Genomic DNA, 17,283 nt, shown 5'->3' on the forward strand with positions numbered 1-17,283 from the left:
AGAAATATTCCCTCGTAATCAATGAAGACCTTCTGGAATCTCTTCCGTCTGATCCTGCTTTATGGATAACTTATTAACCCGGCAATTACCGGGAGTTTCCCAGAATCACCACTTTCCGCAAGTCGGTCGCACAATCTGATTCCAGCCTGACAAAATATATTCCGGAAGTGAGATCGTTCATTGTGAATGAATGGCTGCCCTGCTGCAGTTCTCCTTCAAATGCTGTTCTGATCAGCTTTCCGGCAAGATCATACATCCGAAGATTTACGAAAGATTCGGATGATAAGAGATTCACATTTACTGTAACTGAGCCGAACGATGGATTTGGTGTTATCGAAAGAGCTTCATATTGATCGCCACTGGAAAAAGGATCTTCTATTCCTCCGGGATACATTCCTTCTATCTTAACCCACTCCAGTTCCGGTGTTAAGCTTGGATCCGTGGTATTCAGAATGGCTCTGTACTGGATAAGCAGGATCGTGTCTGGCAGAATATCACCGAGGTAAGTCCCCGATTCCGTTATCGGATCGGTCCAATCTCCCATCGTTACCGGAGTCATACCTGTTCTCAGCTGAAAACTGACAGAAGTATTCACAGGCTCATTTGAAACCCATTCAATATTACCCCAGACGATTTCCCAGCTTGTTGCCATCGGCACCCACGCAATAGATGATTCAAGAGTACCGGTATCCGGATATATACTTGTTGCAGGGAGACAGGATTCAGAAAGATTCTGCTGTGTCCGCTCGAATTGCAGAAATAATTTGCCTGTTGTTGACCAGTTTATCTGATAGCTGGTCCAGAATGTATCTTCGAACTCCCACAGCGGCCCCTGTTCCCCGGGTCCTCCGGACCAGTCAGTCTGCTCCAACCATTGACCCGTTACTGTAAAACAGAAAATAGGTATCAGTAAAAAGAGTGACAGCTTCATTTGTAACCTTCTTCCTTCTCAATGTAAAGCAATTATCTACTATTAGTGAGAATACATGACCTATGATCGCAGGTCAATGAAACTCTTATAGTATAAAATCACTTCCAGGGAGATAGTTATTCGGAGAGGTTACCGGATCCTGCGTCCAGCCATGTTCGAATCCCAGAGATAGAAGTACTTTCTCGATTTCTGAATATTCGTATGGTTTAAGTATTCTTGAAAGAAGAGGATACTCTTTCGCATGGTGCATCGGGTTATACTGAGACATCAGACTCACGAAAGTATCCTTACCGATCTTCTCAGCAATGAATCTCAATACTTTTCCCGAGCCTGAAATTCTGTTTGGAAGGACCAGCAGGCGGATTATCAAACCCTGGAGAGCAACTCCGTCGCTATCGGCTCGAAGCTGACCAACCTGCCTGTGCATCTCAAGTACCGCTTTTCTGGCAGCTTCAGGATAATCCGCCGCTGCCGAATATTTTTCCGCGTAATCAGAGTCCCAGTACTTAAAATCCGGAAGGTATATATCAACGAGACCGTCAAGCAGTTTCAGGAGTTCCAGGGAATCGTATCCGCTGCTATTGTAAATCAGCGGTATCCTCAGCCCCTTTTCAGCGGCAAGGGCAACGGCTTCGAATATCTGTGGAGCATAATGTGTCGGAGATACAAAACCGATGGTTTTACAACCCCGCTTCTGAAAATCCAGAAGCATTTCAGCTACTTCCTCCGGAGTCTTCTCCCATCTTGCCGGTACATATCCTTCAGGCTGACTGATTGAATGATTCTGACAGAATACACAGCGTAAATTACACCGACCGAGAAAAATATTCCCTACACCGGCTTTCCCTGTAAGCACAGGTTCCTCACCCATGTGCGCACAGGATGAAGCAACCTCCATCATTACTCCCGCTCCGCAGAATCCCCTTTCACCGGCTATGCGGTTAACTTCGCAATTGCGGGGACAGAGTCGGCATTGTTCAAGATGCTGTCGAAGCATTGTTATCCTCGGATGAAGGTCTCCGCTCTCAAGCATTTTGAGATAACCTGGCTTGTATGTCACACCATCTCCGCTGCGAGAACAAGTCTATAGAGTTCATTGTCCCGGAGAAGATTCTTATGAGTATCAAATGCGTTCAATCTACCCTCATGAATGAATATCACCTTGTTACTTCTCCGCACAGTTGCTTCCCTGTGCGTGACGACAAGAACAAGAGAATCTCGTCTGGCAGCTGTAAGCTCCTTCCAGAAAGCTTCTTCCTTTTCAGCGTCAAGAGCGGCTGTACAGTCATCTAATAGGAATACTGATGGTTTACCTGCAACTGCACGAGCAATGGCGATTCTCTGTTTCTGTCCTCCGCTCACACCTATTCCACCCTGACCCAGGACAGTTTCAGGGCCTGCATCAAGTTCTGTTCCGTCGAGTCCGGCAATTCTCAGAGAATCAATTATTTCACTGTCGGATATCTTTCTGCCAAGTTTAACGTTCTCTCTCACCGATTCGCTGAAAAGTACGGATTCCTGCGGGACATAGCCAATCTCAGAAACCATGTCTTCCTTTGACATGTCTTCCATTGGGATTCCATTGAAAAGCACTTTTCCTTCAGTGCAGGGAAGAAGACCGGCAATCATTTTCAAAATGGTTGATTTCCCGCAGCCAACCTCACCTGCAATAGCGTATATGCCGGGACTTTTAAGCTTCAGGTTCAGGTCTGTCACGCCAGCTCCTGTATCAGGATAGAGGAAACCTGCTGACTCGAGTATAAGGTCGAATATTCCTCCAATACCGATGGATCCGGTCCAGTCCTGCGTATTGGGGAAATCCAGTATTTCCATTTCTCTGTCTATTGACGCAAAAGCCTGCCTTGAGGTCACAAACAGGTTCGGAATATCCATCATGGGAGCCAGAAGCATATCGAGGTAAACGTAGAACGCGTAAAACTCACCTATCCCTATCCTGTTCCAGATAACGAACAGGCCGCCTAACAGCATAACTGTTATTTTTCCCACCTGCCCGATAACACTGTATACACCATGAAGAATCATTATCAGTCTGGTTATTGACAGATCAATTTCCAATCGCCTGTTCAGCAGATCCCGAAGTCTACCTGCCTGTCCCTCTTCCGCGTTGTATGCTTTGATAATGGGAATTCCCGCAAAAGTGCTATCCAGCAGATCACCAGTATGACTTGTAGTTTTCCTGCTCTCTTCCACTCTTTTTCTAAGTTTATGTTCCACCTTTGAAAAGATCAGAAACATCACCGGAAGGGGAACAAGGGATATCAGCGTAAGCTCCCAGCTCATAAAGAACATCACTCCCAGGCAGAAAACCAGCCTGGACGATGACTCAAGCGCCCGGAAAACTGCTGAACAACTGAACCATGCAATCCTGGGGTAGTCCACGATATCATCGGTAAGCCTTGTAGTAATATCTCCCGGCCGGAACTTATTCCAGAAACTGTAGTCTTTCTTCATCAGGCTGGAGAAGACTTTGTCCCGTACATCCAGACCGATCTTGCTGTTGAGCCACGCTCTTGCTCCGGGATAGAGACCTGCAATAAACCGCGCAAATGCCAGCGCTCCAAGGATGAGAATTATTTTCCTGAATTCTCCATTACCGTCGGTTTCTCCCAGGACTTCCTGAACGTGATCAAGGAGATAGCGGAATACCAGAGGGAAGCTCAGAGCAACAACGGTGGAAATAAGAGTAAAAAATACCAAAATCACAAGGTGTTTCCTGTGTGGTTTCCAGAAACCCATTATCCACGAGAGGTAACTTCTATATCCGGGCATGGCTGTCTCCTTCCAGCTGCAGCCTGCACAGACCGGCGTAAGCCCCTTTATGCCGAAGAAGCTCTTCATGCGTTCCCTGTTCTACAATCTCTCCATGCTGCACGACGATTATGGTGGAGGCGTGAGTAACTGTGCTGAGCCTGTGTGCGACAACAAGAGCTGTTCTATCCTTTATGATAAGGTCTGTAGACCTTTGTATTCTTTTTTCTGTTCCAGGATCAACTGATGATGTAGCCTCGTCCAGAATGAGTAATTCCGGTTCTCTCAGTACTGCTCTCGCGTAGTTGATCAACTGGCGCTGACCCATTGAAAGATTCAAACCGCCTTCGCTGATCTTTCCGTCCAGTCCACCTGGGATTCGCTCCAGAATGTCCTCGGCTTCGATTGTCCCCAGTGCCTTGATCTGGTTTTCCAGGGGAATATCCCGCCTGAATACTGTCAGATTCTCTGAGAGGGTTCCGGAAAAGAGATTCACATTCTGCAGTACAAGTCCGAGCCTCCTCCGCCACACATCAAGTCGGAAATCTCTTATATCAATTCCATCTATTGTGATTCTTCCATTTGTCGGTTCGTAGAATCTCATGAGCAGGCTTACAACTGTGCTTTTTCCTCCTCCGCTTGCTCCGACAAGAGCAACCATTTTCCCTTTAGGTATCGAGAAACTGATATTCTTGAGAGCCTGATTATCCTCTGAGTAGGAGAACCAGACATTTTCAAAACGGATTTCCGCCCAGTCATCAGGAAAATCAGTTTCCTCAAGATGGCCGTCAGGAGTAAGGGTTTCAGTCGAAAGAATATCGAACAGCCTTTCTGCGGAAGCAGCAGCTCTCTGAACCATGTTCAGTGTTTCGGAGAACATCACCACAGGACCGAAGAGGCGTCTTGTATACTCGACGAACATAACTACCGTTCCGATACTTACGGCTCCCGAGATAACGCCTGCCCGACCGGATATAAGAATGATAACCACGGCAACAATTTCACAGCTCCCGAGAAAACTCCAGAAACCATATTCCCAGAAGTAAGCACGTATTTCTCTGTTCAGGTAACGTTTTCCTTCGAGGTGTACTCTCCCGGCAGCCATTCCGGTCGCTCCGAACACCTGAAGCACAGGAACTGATCTTACATACTCGGAAATGAATCCGGATATCCGTGCATAGGCAGCTCTCACTCTCCTGTAGAGTTTTCTCATATGCTTCAGGACAGGAACGGTCAAAAGGATAATTGGAAACAGAAGCAGAAGAATCCAAATCGTAATTGTTGCATCCGCGATCATCATGATACCAATTGTTCCGCCAACCATTGCCACATTCCTCAGCAGAGCCATCGAAACGTCACTGAACAGCATCCTGACTCTCTCTGAATCACTCTCTACCCTTGCCATCAGTTTTCCTGTGGGGTGTTTGTCAAAGAAAGAAAGAGAAAGAGAAAGCATATGGCGAAACACTTTTTCTTTGAGATCTCTCACAACCGCCAACCCTATTTTCGTTGCGATAATGACCTGAATGTAGGAGAGAATCATGGCAAAGGAAAATGTCCCCGCGAACAGAAGTGAGTAAAAGATTATATCTCTGACTGACTTCTGAGGAATCGCATTATCTATCACCATCCTGAGAATAAGCGGGCCCGCAAGCTCTCCGGCTACTGATAACAGAAGGAGAAGAGCGGCAAGAGCGAATGCTTTTTTATGTGGTTTCAGGAATGGCAGCATTTTCCGCAGAACAACAGCTGTTGATGTTCTTGAAATGTTCGCATCATCCGGAATTTCGTCAAAGTGAAAGTGCATCGTAATATACCTTTAATCGTTATTTACACGGGATCAATTTTTTTCAGGAGAACTATGCGGAGTATCTCCGCCTGAAAAGATCAGCTTCTGATTACTGAATTCGATTCTTGATCATAGTGATGCCCTTCGCTTGAGGAAGAGTATTAATGCAGGATTTTTTGAAAATGTCAAGGTTGAATGTTTTTATTTGCTTGTATGAAAGATTTTATTAGTGATTTTTACTGATTTAGGGTAATAATGTCTAAATACAAGGTTTGACCCTTGCTTTGACCAGGGTTTTCAGTTCTTCAAGATTATTCTTATCTCCGATCAGGACTCCTGTGGGACCGGGTCTGTCAGGCAGAGCATAAGTGATTTTTCCTCCTTTTTGCGCTAAATCCTCAAGCCGCTCGTTATCCTCCTCCGAACGACCGACAAGCCCTATGGTATCCTCAGATAATCTGAATATTCTTCCGTACCTGATAAGCCGCGAGTTGAGTTCGGTTAACAGACCGGGGATATCCATCAGCATTTTCAATCTTGAACAGTAGTTAGGATCAGTCAGAAGGCATCCGCCTCCGGGTGGCTTGTATTGAAATCCATGTTCCTCAGCGATCAGTATCTGCGGTTTCCTGCTTCTTCCTGACAGTCGGAGGAGTCTGCTCCTGTCGACAAGTCCTCTTTTCTCAGGGTCTGTAGGGGGAAGAAGCTTTGCGGAAAGCGGCCTCAGCAGGATTTCCTTGAAACCGGACAGCCTCGCGACCCTGTTAAGCGACCCCCTGTTCTGGGACATCGGTCGCTGTCCTGCTACTTCTCCTGAGAATATGAAATCGAATCCTTCAGCGGAAGCAATTTCGCCCAGTTTCCTGAACATCCCGGCATGGCAGTCTATGCATGGGTTGCAGTTATTCCCGAACCCGCTGGGAGGATTAACAAGCAGAGACATTATTGTAGCGGAATAGTCGATCTCACGCCAGGATATTCCGAGCTGCACTGCTCCTGTTCGACCAGCGTCGGACTCAAAGAACGGACTGGAAAATGATACAGCCTCGACTTCGATGTGCTGGTCCAGAAGAACCTTCGCTGCAATCATACTGTCAAGACCGCCGGAGAAAGCACCGAGAGCTCTTATAATCATACAGCTTCTCGCTCTCTGTTTCTCCGCTCACATGACAGTGTCAACAGAGAAAATAACGTGACACGCAACGTAGTGCATGTCACTATTTCCTCTGCGATCATACTGTCAAGACCGCCGGAAAAAGCTCCTAGAGCTCTTATGCCCATCTGATGTGCGATCCTTCTATGATTTTCCATCCTTTGCTCTTCGCCAGTTTCAGCAGCCTTCCGTCGGGACATACCGCAACTGCCGATCCGCACTGCCTCATGACGAATCTGTCTGCCCAGGAATCTCCTACCGCAATACAGTTATCGCGATTAATTCCTTCTTTCTCGCATATCTGTTTCATCAGTATGGCCTTGTTCCGCCCCCAGGGACGTAATCCTGTGAGATTTCCACTGAACCTGTTATCAATGATTTCAGGAATGCTGGCAAAAATAAGATCCGCTGAAAGCTCCTCTGCGATAACCCCCGCTATGTATTCCAGGGAAGCGGACAGGATTACGATTCTGCTGCCCGCTTCGCTCAATTCCCTAATAAATGCGGCTGTCCAGCTGTGCAGTCTGTTCCTGGCAAGTTCTTCTGCCAGTTTCCTCGCCTCGGTTTTCACTGTCTCAGGGGAAATATCCAACAGATATGTTCTGTTCCACCCTTTTCCTTCTCGAAGTGTCCGGATAGGGTGAAGCGCATAGGAAAGCAAAAATCGAAGTAAGCCATGCAGAGACAGTATTCGTTTTTTCAGCAGACGTTTGAGAAAAAGTTTTTCGGACGATATGGAAAGCAGAGTACCATCCAGATCAACAAAACACATCTCTGGAACTGCACTACCGGGAACCTTTATCTGCTTATTCGCTGTGTTACACAAGCGGCGGCGCTATCCTCACTCCTCGACCGGAGCCAGGCGTATTATCGAATACAGCAGTAATATGAACAAGAATTCCAGGATACATCCTGGGAAATTCCCCATGGAACAGTGTATGAGCCATATTGGTGTATTTAACTATATCTAATGCATAGTCACTTGCTTCTGAATCATTTGGAGCAACAAGTTGTCCGATTCCTCTGACTTCGTATGATTTGCTGTCAAGAAATACGAGTGAGGTTGTTGGTCTTTCCATCAGATTCAGAAATGTGTGCGTTTCAAACTCAGGTGTACTGTAAAGCTCCAGTGAAATCATTTTTGTCAGATCAAAATTATCCGCATCCGAGTAGAGATTAACCAGGAAATTGAGTCTTGGCCCCATTCCTCCGGATAACAGGTCTTCCATTTCCTCCAGAAGATCCTTTATGATTTCTCTTCTAGGACAGAGTCCCATTCCTTTGAAAGCGTTATTTATTTCCAGTCTGCTGTCAGCACGCTCCGCTCCCCATGTCGCCATCGCGGCGTTATGCGGTCCCGCCAGAGAAGGAGGTGATCCTCCCTCGCCCCTGAACATGAGAGATATACTCTCAAGGACATCAAGGCGGGCGGAAAGATTCCAGTCCATGAACTGCTGCGGGAGTTCGATTGTCCGGAATTCATCCCATCTGCCATCAAGATAGGCTCTGATAATTCCTGAAGCCTCCCCGGAAGCGTCTACTTTTGTCTGATGAAACGTTCCTTCTGTCCAGAATTCATCCATTCCCTGTTCCCATTCCCCGGCAAGTGCTCTGCCTGCTATAGATGAAAATAGCAGAGCTCCACCCAGTTTGCCTGTTTTACTCAGAAATTGTCTTCTGTTGAGTTTCTCTCCTGATTTCTCTTTTTCAGCCAAGATAAGCCCTCCTTAATTTCACAATCCTACTCTAACCAAGAGCTATCGAAGTGTATTATCTTCTGCAATTGATGCACAGGAGGAAGATTGTCCAAAATAGCTGATGCCGCAAGGGCAGAAAAATATGATATCCTGACCGATCTCTGGTTTGAATCTCTCTCAGAGGAAATCTCTGTTGAGGAAATGATCACGGTTTTTTCTGTTCTGAAGCAGAACAATAAGGACACTCTTGCCAGGGAACTGCTTGATCTGACAATCGAGGAGATGGAGATCAGCGGGACTGATAAGATATCAGATCTGCTCAGAAAATCCGCTTATATTTTCAGTCAATCCGAATCCCTCAGAAAAGCACTGATAGAATCTCTCAGAGACGAGTATCTCATGTTCCAGCCTCTGGAGAATTTTCTGAAATTAAGCGGTCTGGCAGTGAAGGACGCTCAAGTTGATATCTCATGGAAGAAGTTCCGGAATCTTATGCACTACAGGGAAGGTGAATATCTTTTTCATCATATATTCGGTCCTGGGCGCATTATCAGGATAAGTAGAACTTTCATCACTATCGATTTTCAGAAATCAGCTAATCATGACATGAAGCTGGATGTTGCGCTTGATTCAACCATTCCTCTTGAGCCTGATTCTCTAACCGTCTTGAGATGGTGTGATCCGTCTGGCTTTCTTCATCTCTTCGACAACTCTCCGGCAGAGTTTCTGAAGAGGCTTTTCCAGGAACCGTTCGGAAATCCGCAGGAAATAACTCTTCAGGACCTGACTCCTGTTTTTAAGGATTCTGAAATCAAGAATACAGAAGCATGGAAGCGTATGAGGAAAGCAGCATCTGTTACGCCGGGCTTCGTTGATCTCGGAGAACGTATTGTACTCAGGAATGAAACTATCAAAGAGTATGACCAGATTCGCAGTATCATCAATCGCAGAAAATGTCCCGTCTCGGACAAGACAAGAGAAATCCAGGCCCTCCTGAAATCATCAGGAGCAGTCAACTCCGTCATGGTTGCTGATCTGCTTGCTGATGTGAAAGAAATTTCCAGCCCGGAAACAGGTTCTCTTTTCGAACTGTCATGGACACTTACCGGGAACGGTAAAGCAGATGATTTCATGGAAATTGCTTCGAATTATATTGAAAAGACCTCTGCAAGGGGTTTGAGAGCTGTCTCCGAAATTCATTCACCATCCTGCAGAAAATTGTACCTCGAACTCTTTCTCTCGGGCAAAGCAGACCGGAGCGAAAAACTCCGGCTTATGATGAAGCTGAAAAGATCGCCCTGGGAACATTGCGTAAAACTCCTCGAGAAAGCTGATCCTGAACTGCTGAACGAATGCATCGGGTCTTTTCTGTCTGATCCTTCTGAAACAGACCGGTTTCTCTGGGCTCTCTGTTTTCTGGCTACACATGAAGGTTTTGATGAAACACCTTTCGATGAAAAACAGATTAAGCTGTTCATGGACTATCTTATCTTCGCCAAAGCGGATACCCAGAAAAAAGTAATTGTTCTTCTCATGGGTTCCCTGAAAGAGAAACTGAATGGATACCTGTCTTCAATTGATACACGAAAATTAAGTGATTATCTCGATTGTTTCGATAGCAGTTCCATCATTCACCGTTTCGGTCTGTTTCTTGCAATCGGAAGAGAGATTTCGCGAAGGAAAGAAACGGGAGCCATTAAATCGTTGAAACAGCACTTCTGGGAGTCTGATTCACTCTTTTCCAGTAAAAAAGCTATCGACAAACGAAAGGCGGATATCCTCCATTTGAAGAGGGTTGACATTCCTGCTGCTGCGGATGCTATAGGGGAGGCCGCGTCCCATGGAGATCTTTCAGAGAACGCGGAATATGCTGCCGCAATAGAGAAGCGGGATCTGCTTCTTGACAGGCTTCGAAGATGGAACGAAGAGCTTGATAAGTACCAGGTTTATCCTGCATCGGAGATAAGCGCTTCGATTGTTTCCCCTGGAATAAAAGTTGTGCTTGAAAGCTCAGTGGATTCGAACTCCAGACGTGTGTTTGATATTGTGGGACCGCTGGACGCTGATCCGGAAAAAGGGAAAATCAATTACAGGGCTCCCCTTGGGAAAACAGTTCTCGGAAAATCACAGGGAGATACCGTCATGCTTCCTGGAACCGGTGATGAAAAGTGGAGGATAGTCTCCCTGGATATACTGGAGGATCTTTAAGAAGATGATCTGCCAGAAATGCGGTACTGAACATCATTCTGAGACCATTGGATTCAAAGCTTATTGCGAAAGCTGTGGAAGCTATCTCCACACATGTATTCAGTGCAGTATCTACGACCATAAAGCTGAAAAATGCCGTTCTCTGACTACTGAAGCCGTGCGGGACAGAGGGGGTATTAATTTCTGCGAGGAGTACATGCCTGAATACCGGTCTCCTTCTTCTCTGTCTAACGACACCTCAGACGCAAAGGACAGTTTCAATAAACTATTTGGAGATCCGGATCACAAACTGAAGCAGAAGCGAAAAGAAATTGATTAAATTGTTATCCGGGAAATGTCATCTCGGGCTTCGAGGATCAATTCTGCTGCTTTTACTGACCGCATGTTACCTGATGATTTGCCTGCACTATCCGAAAGCTCTACGGTTCGCCATTGTGGGTACGATCCTTGGCGGGATTTTTATCGTTATGAAACCGCGACCTGCATTCTGGCTGCCCTTTTTACCTCTGGTCTTCCTTCTGGGGGGGGGAACCATATCTGTGGGAGTATTTAACCCCTCTGTTCTGACTCTGGCAGTATTCGGTTTCTTCTGTTTCTACATTGTGGACAAAGTTGCGTGGAACGAACCTCTTCCTCGCTTTTCCTTTGCGGTAAAGCTGGTTTTCATAGCACTGGTTCTTCAGATAATCAGTGTAGCAATCTCCGTGCAGATACATGGCCAATACTTACCGAATGCAGTAAGAGAGGGAAGCAGTGTATTTCTTTTCATGCCGCTGATTTTCATGGTTCCCGATCTCTGCCGTACTGAGGAAAATCTTCTCCGGCTGTTGCGAGGCCTTGTTCTGACCCTTCTACTGGCGGGAGCTGCCGGGATTGTTGAATACATGTCAATTCCGGGCTTTTCAAGGGTGGACATATCCATCGGATATCTGTACAAAGGCAGAGTGTCATCTTTCCTGGGTAATGCAAACGTTTTTGCAGGATACCTGGAGCTGGCGATTCCCGTAGCGGTAGCGCTCGGACTCTGGGAAAAATCAATAAAATGGCGGGTTACCGCTCTGATAGCTGCTCTTCTGGGAATTCTGTCTGTTTTGTTCACTTTTTCCAGAGGAGGGCTTTTCTCTATGGCGGTCGGAGTCGGAGCTGTGCTTATCTATCAATTCAGAAAACGTCTGTGGATACCTGTCCTGATAAGTATTCTCTTTGTTGGATTTCTTGTGAAGAACGCGGATGTATTTGAACGTCAAATGAGTTTCTTCATGAATCCCGGAGAATTGATTAACCAGCCCACTCTTCTTCACCGACATGTTACTTACAGGGGTTTATGGAATCAATTCCTCGATTCACCTGTTACAGGTGTCGGCTGGGGAGCAGAAGAATTTTTCTGGGGAAATACAAGAATCTACAGCTTCTGGGAGATAAGACATTCTGTAAGCACCGAATCCATCAGTCACTTCGGAGGACTCAACAGCCTTTTCCTGACTCATGCAGTTCGGGGAGGATTGATTTCACTGAGTTCATTATGCCTGATCATCCTCGCTGTGATATCTGCCTCACTCAAAGCTATCAGGAAAGCTCCTTTCCCATGGGGTATCGGTCTAAGCGCCGGGCTTCTGGGATTCGGAATACACCAGATTATGGATAATTTCCTCTGCTGGCCGCAGACAAGCAGTTTCTTCTGGCTTTATATCGGCATTCTGCTTGCATCGATATCCGTTTTCAGCAGAACGGGGAATACTGCGTGAAAGTACTTGTCGCAACCTACCATACACTCCCGGGATACTCAGGCGGATGGACAACTCCTCTTGATCTCCTGGAGAAGGATCATGATGTCAGATACGTAGCCGCAAGAGGCTTCGGTGGTCACTATGAACTGGAAGGTATCCCTGTTCATGGACTTCGGATGATTTTCAGGAATAATTCCGTATCCGGTCTAAAGGGCAGGCTCTCGAAAAAAGTATCCGAAATTGCTTTTGGTCTTACTATCATGAGGGAGTTCAGAGTATTCCAGCCGGATTTCGTGCTATGCCTGGATATGCTCTCCGCTCGAAGGTGTATCTCTCTGGGATTGCCTTATGCTCTCAGGATTCATACGCAGCCGATCACCACACCACCTGCGGAAATAGAACGTCTGCTGAATGGTGCTCTCTTCGCCACTCTCTGCCCCAGTGTCAGTATTCCGGGAGTTGAGGTTCTTCCCCATACGGAAGATCTTGATCGCTTCACATACATTGAACATCCGTCAGCGAAAGAAGTAGTGCTTGTCTCGTCTCTGGACAGCATTCGCCGCCCAATGCTTTTTATCGAAGGGGTTATGAAATCTTCTCTTAATGGTACAATCGCAGGAGATGGCCCTCTCAGGAAAGAAATAGAAAGAGCATGTGCTTCTTCCGGAGGAAAACTGACATATCACGAACCTGTTCTCCGCACCGAACTGCCCGCTTTTCTGAACCGTTTCCAGATAGGAGTTGCCTGTTACAGGAAGGTTCAGGAAATCTATCAGATGAAAGTTCCTGAATATCAGGCTTCAGGTATCTATCCTCTGGTTATGCCCTGGACCCATCTCGCGATCGAAGCTCCCGAACTTACAGGAATTTTTGAGACACCCGAAGAACTGGCTGCATGTATTGATGACACCGCGAAGCATTGGCATGAGACTCTTGATAGAAGGAGAAAAGGAAGAGATTTCGCTTTAAAATATTATCATGTTACTCATGCAAGACAGCGTTTCAGGGAAATCCTTGAAGAATCAGGGCTTATCTGACCGATTATTTTTAAGGGTCTTTATCTTTCGGAGTATCGTACGGGATACCTCTGATCCCAGAGAGATCATCAGGGCGATATATACCGTTGTTCCTGAAGCAAGATACAGAATCACTTTCCCTGATTTATCCACGAATCCGGCATGCAGGTCATACGGTGCTATCTGTTTCATAAGAAGCATAGTTCCCGCCATTGCTGCAACTCCGAGAAATATCTTCAGGTGTTCAACGGCAAGGTCTCTTCCCTGAATATTCCCTGTCTTCTTCCGAAGGAAATAGAGGAGCAGCACAACTTTCGCGGATGATGAAATCGTTGTGCCCAGAGCAAGTCCTCCAATTCCCAGCGGAGCAATAAGAATGAAATTGAGCAGGACATTCACTATCATTCCCCAAATACCTATAAGAACAGGTGTCATTGTATCCTTCAAAGCGAAAAACGCTCTTGATATAACAGAGCCGAAGCTGAAGGATGAAAGCCATGGCGCATAGAACATCAATGAATACGCAACCATGCGAGAATCACTTATACTGAATTCTCCTCTCTGGAACAGAAGAGAAACCAGGGGTACGGAAAGAACCATAAGAATTACAGATCCGGGAATCATCAGGGATGAGTTCCAGTTGAGAAGGCTTTTCAGTTCTTCTCTGAAAGATCCTGCATTTTTTCTTGCCGACAGGGATGAGAGGGAAACGTTAGCAAGCGTAGAAATTGGCAGCAGTAAAATGGAAAAAAGAATTTTAACTATTCTGTTGGCGTATTCAAGAGCTGTAACGCTGCTCTCTCTGAGAAATGATGCAAGAATCTTGTCAGCAACAGGGCCGAGAAACCCGAAAACAGTCCCGCCGATTATTGGAAGCGCCATCCTTATCTGCTTTGCGAAGTCCGGATCCACGGGATTCAGCTCTATGCGGTACGAGTGGTGAAGCCTCCATGTGATAATAAGAAGCACGACAAACATCCCGATGGAACCGGTGAGCACGGACAGCGGAAGAGCCATGATTCCGGCAGACCTGCTCAGAAGGAGTACTATTACCAGTGAAGTGCTGATTTCAACCACTCTTAGAATGGATGTCAGACCATAACGTTTCTCAGAGTTGCACAACCCCTGTAGAACGCCGCTGAGAGCACTGAGGACAAGGACGGGCAGCATTATTGAAAGCATGACGGAAGCAAGAGAAAGCGCTTCCTGATCCAGACCGGGTCCAACCGCAAAGACGAGATGTCTGCTTAGAAAGAACAATGCCCCGGAGAGGATCAATCCTGCAAGTCCGGTCCAGGTCAGTATTCTGTTGAGAAGAGTTTCAGCGGCCAGATCACCCTTCTGTTCTTTTACACTCAAGTAGATCGGGATGAATGTTGCGCCAATGGAATGTGATATAATCTCTCTCACAAGAACAGGAAATACCAGGGAAACAGCAAATGCGTCTGTCTTCCATGAAGTACCGAATACTCTCGCTATCTCCACCTGCCTTAGATAGGTGAATACAGCCGCTATGAAATTCCCGAAGGACATCAGGGAAAAACCGCTGCCCCTGCCCTTCGATGAACCAAACCACTTCAGAATTTTCCTGGACATCAATCCTGCTTCCAGACCGGAAGAGATCTGTATACATCCATTGTTTTTTCGGACGCTCTCCTCCAGCTGAACTTGCCTGCTCTTTTCAACCCTTTCTCTGAGAATTCCTTCCTTCTGACACTATCCAGCGCCATCGTTCTGATTGCTTCAGCGATACTGTCCTTTGAAACAGGATCAGCCAGAAGCGCCGCGTTTCCCGAAATTTCGGGCATTGATGAAACGCTCGATGTTATCACGGGCGTGCCACAGGCCATCGATTCAAGAACTGGAAGACCAAATCCTTCGTAAAGAGAAGGGTAAACGAAAAATTCGGCCATCGAAAGAAGAGCCTGTACATCCGCGCTGTCTATATGTCCTGTCAGGAATACTTTTCCCTCCGTTATTCCATCTTGCAGTTTCTCGAAAATGTGTTCTGTTTTCCAGCCGGTACCACCTGAAATGACCAGTGACTGTGGAATAGAATCAGCCACACTGTAAAAAGCATCCAGCAGAACTGTGAGGTTTTTTCGCGGCTCAAGAGTTCCAAGGAATAGAAAGAACCGCTCCGGAAGAGAAAACCTCTTCCGAACCTTTTCCAGCATGATTTCATCTCGAATCGGTGTGTACTCCGGAGGAGGAGCTTCATGAATAACGGTGATTTTTCCAGAAGCACCCGGAAAACTCTTTTCCAGTTCTCTTGCAGTGAATTCGGAAACCGCTATTATCCTCGATGCTTTCTTCACAAAAAATGGATACATAAGATTAACCAGATGAGCTTTCCCTGTATGAAGCTCCGGATAAAGATATCCCGAAAGGTCATGGACCGTAAGGACGCCTGGAACAGGAAGCACCATGGGTAGTCGATAATAAAGCCCGTGAAAAAGATCAATTCTGTCCTTCTTCAGTCGAAGAGGCAAGGCAAGCTGGAACCATAGCTGAAAGTGTGGAGAAGGTCTGCTCAGAACAACTTCTCTGAAATTGCCAGGCAATCCCATATCAAATGGAATTGGACGGTTTGTGTAAAGGAAGTATTCGTTCTCACTGTCGATGGACGCAAGTCCTTTAAGCAGCCTCAGAATGTAGTTTGGTATTCCGGACATCTCCCAGATAAGCGGTGAGATTTCCATACCTATCCGCATATCATTTTTCCTCCTAGGGAGATATCATCCATATATCCATCTTTTCATCGCATGAATGAATTTACTCCTCTTCCTGGTAAATGACCACACGGTATATGATATTCCTTCGAAGAATGTATAACGAAGGGGGCTTGCATGCTGAAAGTCGGTTTTTTTCATAACCTGCCAACAGGCGGGGCTGTGCGGATTGCCGGTCAGCATATATTCAACCTCAGGAACAGATTCAGATGGTCAATTCACTTCCCTGAAGGATCAGCTGTTCTTAGTCCCGATGCCGGAGTGCCTCTGAATGTTCACCCCTTTCCGGAAAGTAGAAGTCTGAGTCCGCGGGAAAAAATCTTCGCCCCTTATCTACTGTGGAAAAAGCTGTCCGCCTTTACCAGCCTTTGTTCTTCCGTGGCGGGAGAGATGGAAAGGGATGAAGTAAATGCAGTCTTTTCCTGCTCATCGATGGTTGTCTCCGCTCCTCCGCTTCTTTTTCAGGTATCCTCTCCAACGGTCTATATGTGTCATGAATTCCCAAGAAGCCTTTATGAGAAGAACCTTTCCAAATCCAGAAACAGGCTGACGGATCTCCTGATTCTGCCTGTTCTCCGCAGGGAGAAGCGAATGGACCTGAAAGCAGCCAGGTCTGCGGATATTCTTATTGCCAATTCGTCTTTCATGAGTCCCAGAATCGCGTCAATTTATGGAAGGGAACCTTTTATTGTCCGTCCGGGAATCAATGCTGAGATATTCTCCCCCGGAGACCGGCAAAGGCAGAGTTCCTTTTTTCTATCCGTCGGAGCCCTATCTCCGTTCAAGGGTCATCACCTGATAATTGAAGCGCTTAAAAAGATCCCCGGAGATGACCATCTCGAACTTATTGTGGTCGCCGACAGAAGTACTGGCAAATATGCTGAGAAACTCATGACCTTCGCAAAAAGGTGTCATGTAAATCTGCGCATTCTTCAGGGAATTCAGGACAGAGAACTCATCGGGCTGTATAGAAACGCAACCGCCGTTGTCTGTGCAGCTCAGAACGAACCATACGGATTGGTACCGATTGAAGCCATGGCATGCGGGTGCCCGGTAATAGCTGTTAATCAGGGCGGTTTTATCGAGAACGTGGATGACGGTGTGACCGGTCTTCTGGTACCAAGATCCATCTCCGGTATAGCTGGCGGCATCTCGTCCATATTGAGTATGTCCATTTCACGCTTGAACAGAATATCTGCTAATGGCAGAGAATTTGTTGTCAGAGAAAGAGCTATGTGGGCTGAAGCGGAGAAAATCGCCA

The 17,283-nt window shown here is 46.5% G+C and carries 14 protein-coding genes; 5 read left to right on the top strand and 9 right to left on the bottom strand.

What is annotated here, in order from left to right; translation table 11 throughout:
- Positions 1 to 85 precede the first annotated feature (85 nt).
- From K8R76_06855 to K8R76_06885, 7 genes are all read right to left on the bottom strand, one after another.
- The gene (locus tag K8R76_06855) at positions 86 to 931 is read right to left on the bottom strand and encodes a T9SS type A sorting domain-containing protein (protein ID MCD4847891.1); all 846 of its coding nucleotides are present in this window, start codon (positions 929 to 931) and stop codon (positions 86 to 88) included.
- An 85-nt stretch (positions 932 to 1,016) separates the two neighbouring features.
- Positions 1,017 to 1,964: a radical SAM protein gene (locus tag K8R76_06860; GenBank protein MCD4847892.1), complete on the bottom strand. Its 948-nt coding sequence runs from the start codon at positions 1,962 to 1,964 to the stop codon at positions 1,017 to 1,019.
- A gap of 23 nt (positions 1,965 to 1,987) precedes the next feature.
- Positions 1,988 to 3,790 carry an ABC transporter ATP-binding protein/permease gene (locus K8R76_06865; GenBank protein ID MCD4847893.1) on the bottom strand — a complete coding sequence of 601 codons (1,803 nt, stop codon included), beginning with the start codon at positions 3,788 to 3,790 and terminating at the stop codon, positions 1,988 to 1,990.
- Positions 3,708 to 5,507, bottom strand: a complete 1,800-nt coding sequence (locus K8R76_06870; GenBank protein ID MCD4847894.1) for an ABC transporter ATP-binding protein/permease — start codon at positions 5,505 to 5,507, stop codon at positions 3,708 to 3,710. Before K8R76_06870 ends, K8R76_06865 begins: the two co-directional genes overlap by 83 nt.
- Positions 5,508 to 5,748: 241 nt before the next feature.
- Positions 5,749 to 6,624, bottom strand: a complete 876-nt coding sequence (locus K8R76_06875; protein ID MCD4847895.1) for a tRNA 4-thiouridine(8) synthase ThiI — start codon at positions 6,622 to 6,624, stop codon at positions 5,749 to 5,751.
- Between the two features lie 136 nt (positions 6,625 to 6,760).
- Positions 6,761 to 7,468, bottom strand: a complete 708-nt coding sequence (locus tag K8R76_06880) for an HAD-IB family phosphatase (protein MCD4847896.1) — start codon at positions 7,466 to 7,468, stop codon at positions 6,761 to 6,763.
- Positions 7,461 to 8,357 (bottom strand): hypothetical protein, encoded by an 897-nt coding sequence (locus K8R76_06885; protein MCD4847897.1) that lies wholly within the window; start codon positions 8,355 to 8,357, stop codon positions 7,461 to 7,463. The genes K8R76_06880 and K8R76_06885 overlap by 8 nt, the downstream gene beginning before the upstream one ends.
- Positions 8,358 to 8,444: 87 nt before the next feature.
- Here K8R76_06885 and K8R76_06890 point away from each other — a divergent pair, with 87 nt between their 5' ends.
- The 4 genes from K8R76_06890 to K8R76_06905 are packed head-to-tail and all read left to right on the top strand — an operon-like array spanning position 8,445 to position 13,311.
- Positions 8,445 to 10,547: a GreA/GreB family elongation factor gene (locus tag K8R76_06890; protein ID MCD4847898.1), complete on the top strand. Its 2,103-nt coding sequence runs from the start codon at positions 8,445 to 8,447 to the stop codon at positions 10,545 to 10,547.
- A 4-nt stretch (positions 10,548 to 10,551) separates the two neighbouring features.
- Complete coding sequence (locus K8R76_06895; GenBank protein ID MCD4847899.1) at positions 10,552 to 10,866, top strand: hypothetical protein; 315 nt, start codon at positions 10,552 to 10,554, stop codon at positions 10,864 to 10,866.
- Positions 10,859 to 12,292: a hypothetical protein gene (locus K8R76_06900; protein ID MCD4847900.1), complete on the top strand. Its 1,434-nt coding sequence runs from the start codon at positions 10,859 to 10,861 to the stop codon at positions 12,290 to 12,292. Before K8R76_06895 ends, K8R76_06900 begins: the two co-directional genes overlap by 8 nt.
- Positions 12,289 to 13,311: a hypothetical protein gene (locus K8R76_06905; protein ID MCD4847901.1), complete on the top strand. Its 1,023-nt coding sequence runs from the start codon at positions 12,289 to 12,291 to the stop codon at positions 13,309 to 13,311. Before K8R76_06900 ends, K8R76_06905 begins: the two co-directional genes overlap by 4 nt.
- Here K8R76_06905 and murJ read toward each other — a convergent pair.
- Both murJ and K8R76_06915 read right to left on the bottom strand, forming a co-directional pair.
- The gene (gene murJ, locus K8R76_06910; GenBank protein ID MCD4847902.1) at positions 13,297 to 14,886 is read right to left on the bottom strand and encodes a murein biosynthesis integral membrane protein MurJ; all 1,590 of its coding nucleotides are present in this window, start codon (positions 14,884 to 14,886) and stop codon (positions 13,297 to 13,299) included. The genes K8R76_06905 and murJ overlap by 15 nt on opposite strands.
- Positions 14,886 to 16,004: a glycosyltransferase family 4 protein gene (locus K8R76_06915; GenBank protein MCD4847903.1), complete on the bottom strand. Its 1,119-nt coding sequence runs from the start codon at positions 16,002 to 16,004 to the stop codon at positions 14,886 to 14,888. Before K8R76_06915 ends, murJ begins: the two co-directional genes overlap by 1 nt.
- Before the next feature lie 135 nt (positions 16,005 to 16,139).
- Here K8R76_06915 and K8R76_06920 point away from each other — a divergent pair.
- Positions 16,140 to 17,283: glycosyltransferase (locus K8R76_06920; protein MCD4847904.1), on the top strand; the 1,144-nt coding region annotated here is incomplete at its 3' end.

This window comes from Candidatus Aegiribacteria sp. (genome assembly GCA_021108435.1).
Taxonomy (GTDB): Bacteria; Fermentibacterota; Fermentibacteria; order Fermentibacterales; family JCC-6; genus Aegiribacteria.

Coding starts and splice junctions, on each gene's coding strand:
- K8R76_06855 (MCD4847891.1), bottom strand. CDS start 931: ATGAAGCTGTCACTCTTTTTACTGATACCTATTTTCTGTTTTACAGTA.
- murJ (MCD4847902.1), bottom strand. CDS start 14,886: ATGTCCAGGAAAATTCTGAAGTGGTTTGGTTCATCGAAGGGCAGGGGC.
- K8R76_06875 (MCD4847895.1), bottom strand. CDS start 6,624: ATGATTATAAGAGCTCTCGGTGCTTTCTCCGGCGGTCTTGACAGTATG.
- K8R76_06860 (MCD4847892.1), bottom strand. CDS start 1,964: ATGCTTGAGAGCGGAGACCTTCATCCGAGGATAACAATGCTTCGACAG.
- K8R76_06865 (MCD4847893.1), bottom strand. CDS start 3,790: ATGAAGAGCTTCTTCGGCATAAAGGGGCTTACGCCGGTCTGTGCAGGC.
- K8R76_06870 (MCD4847894.1), bottom strand. CDS start 5,507: ATGCACTTTCACTTTGACGAAATTCCGGATGATGCGAACATTTCAAGA.
- K8R76_06895 (MCD4847899.1), top strand. CDS start 10,552: ATGATCTGCCAGAAATGCGGTACTGAACATCATTCTGAGACCATTGGA.
- K8R76_06915 (MCD4847903.1), bottom strand. CDS start 16,004: ATGCGGATAGGTATGGAAATCTCACCGCTTATCTGGGAGATGTCCGGA.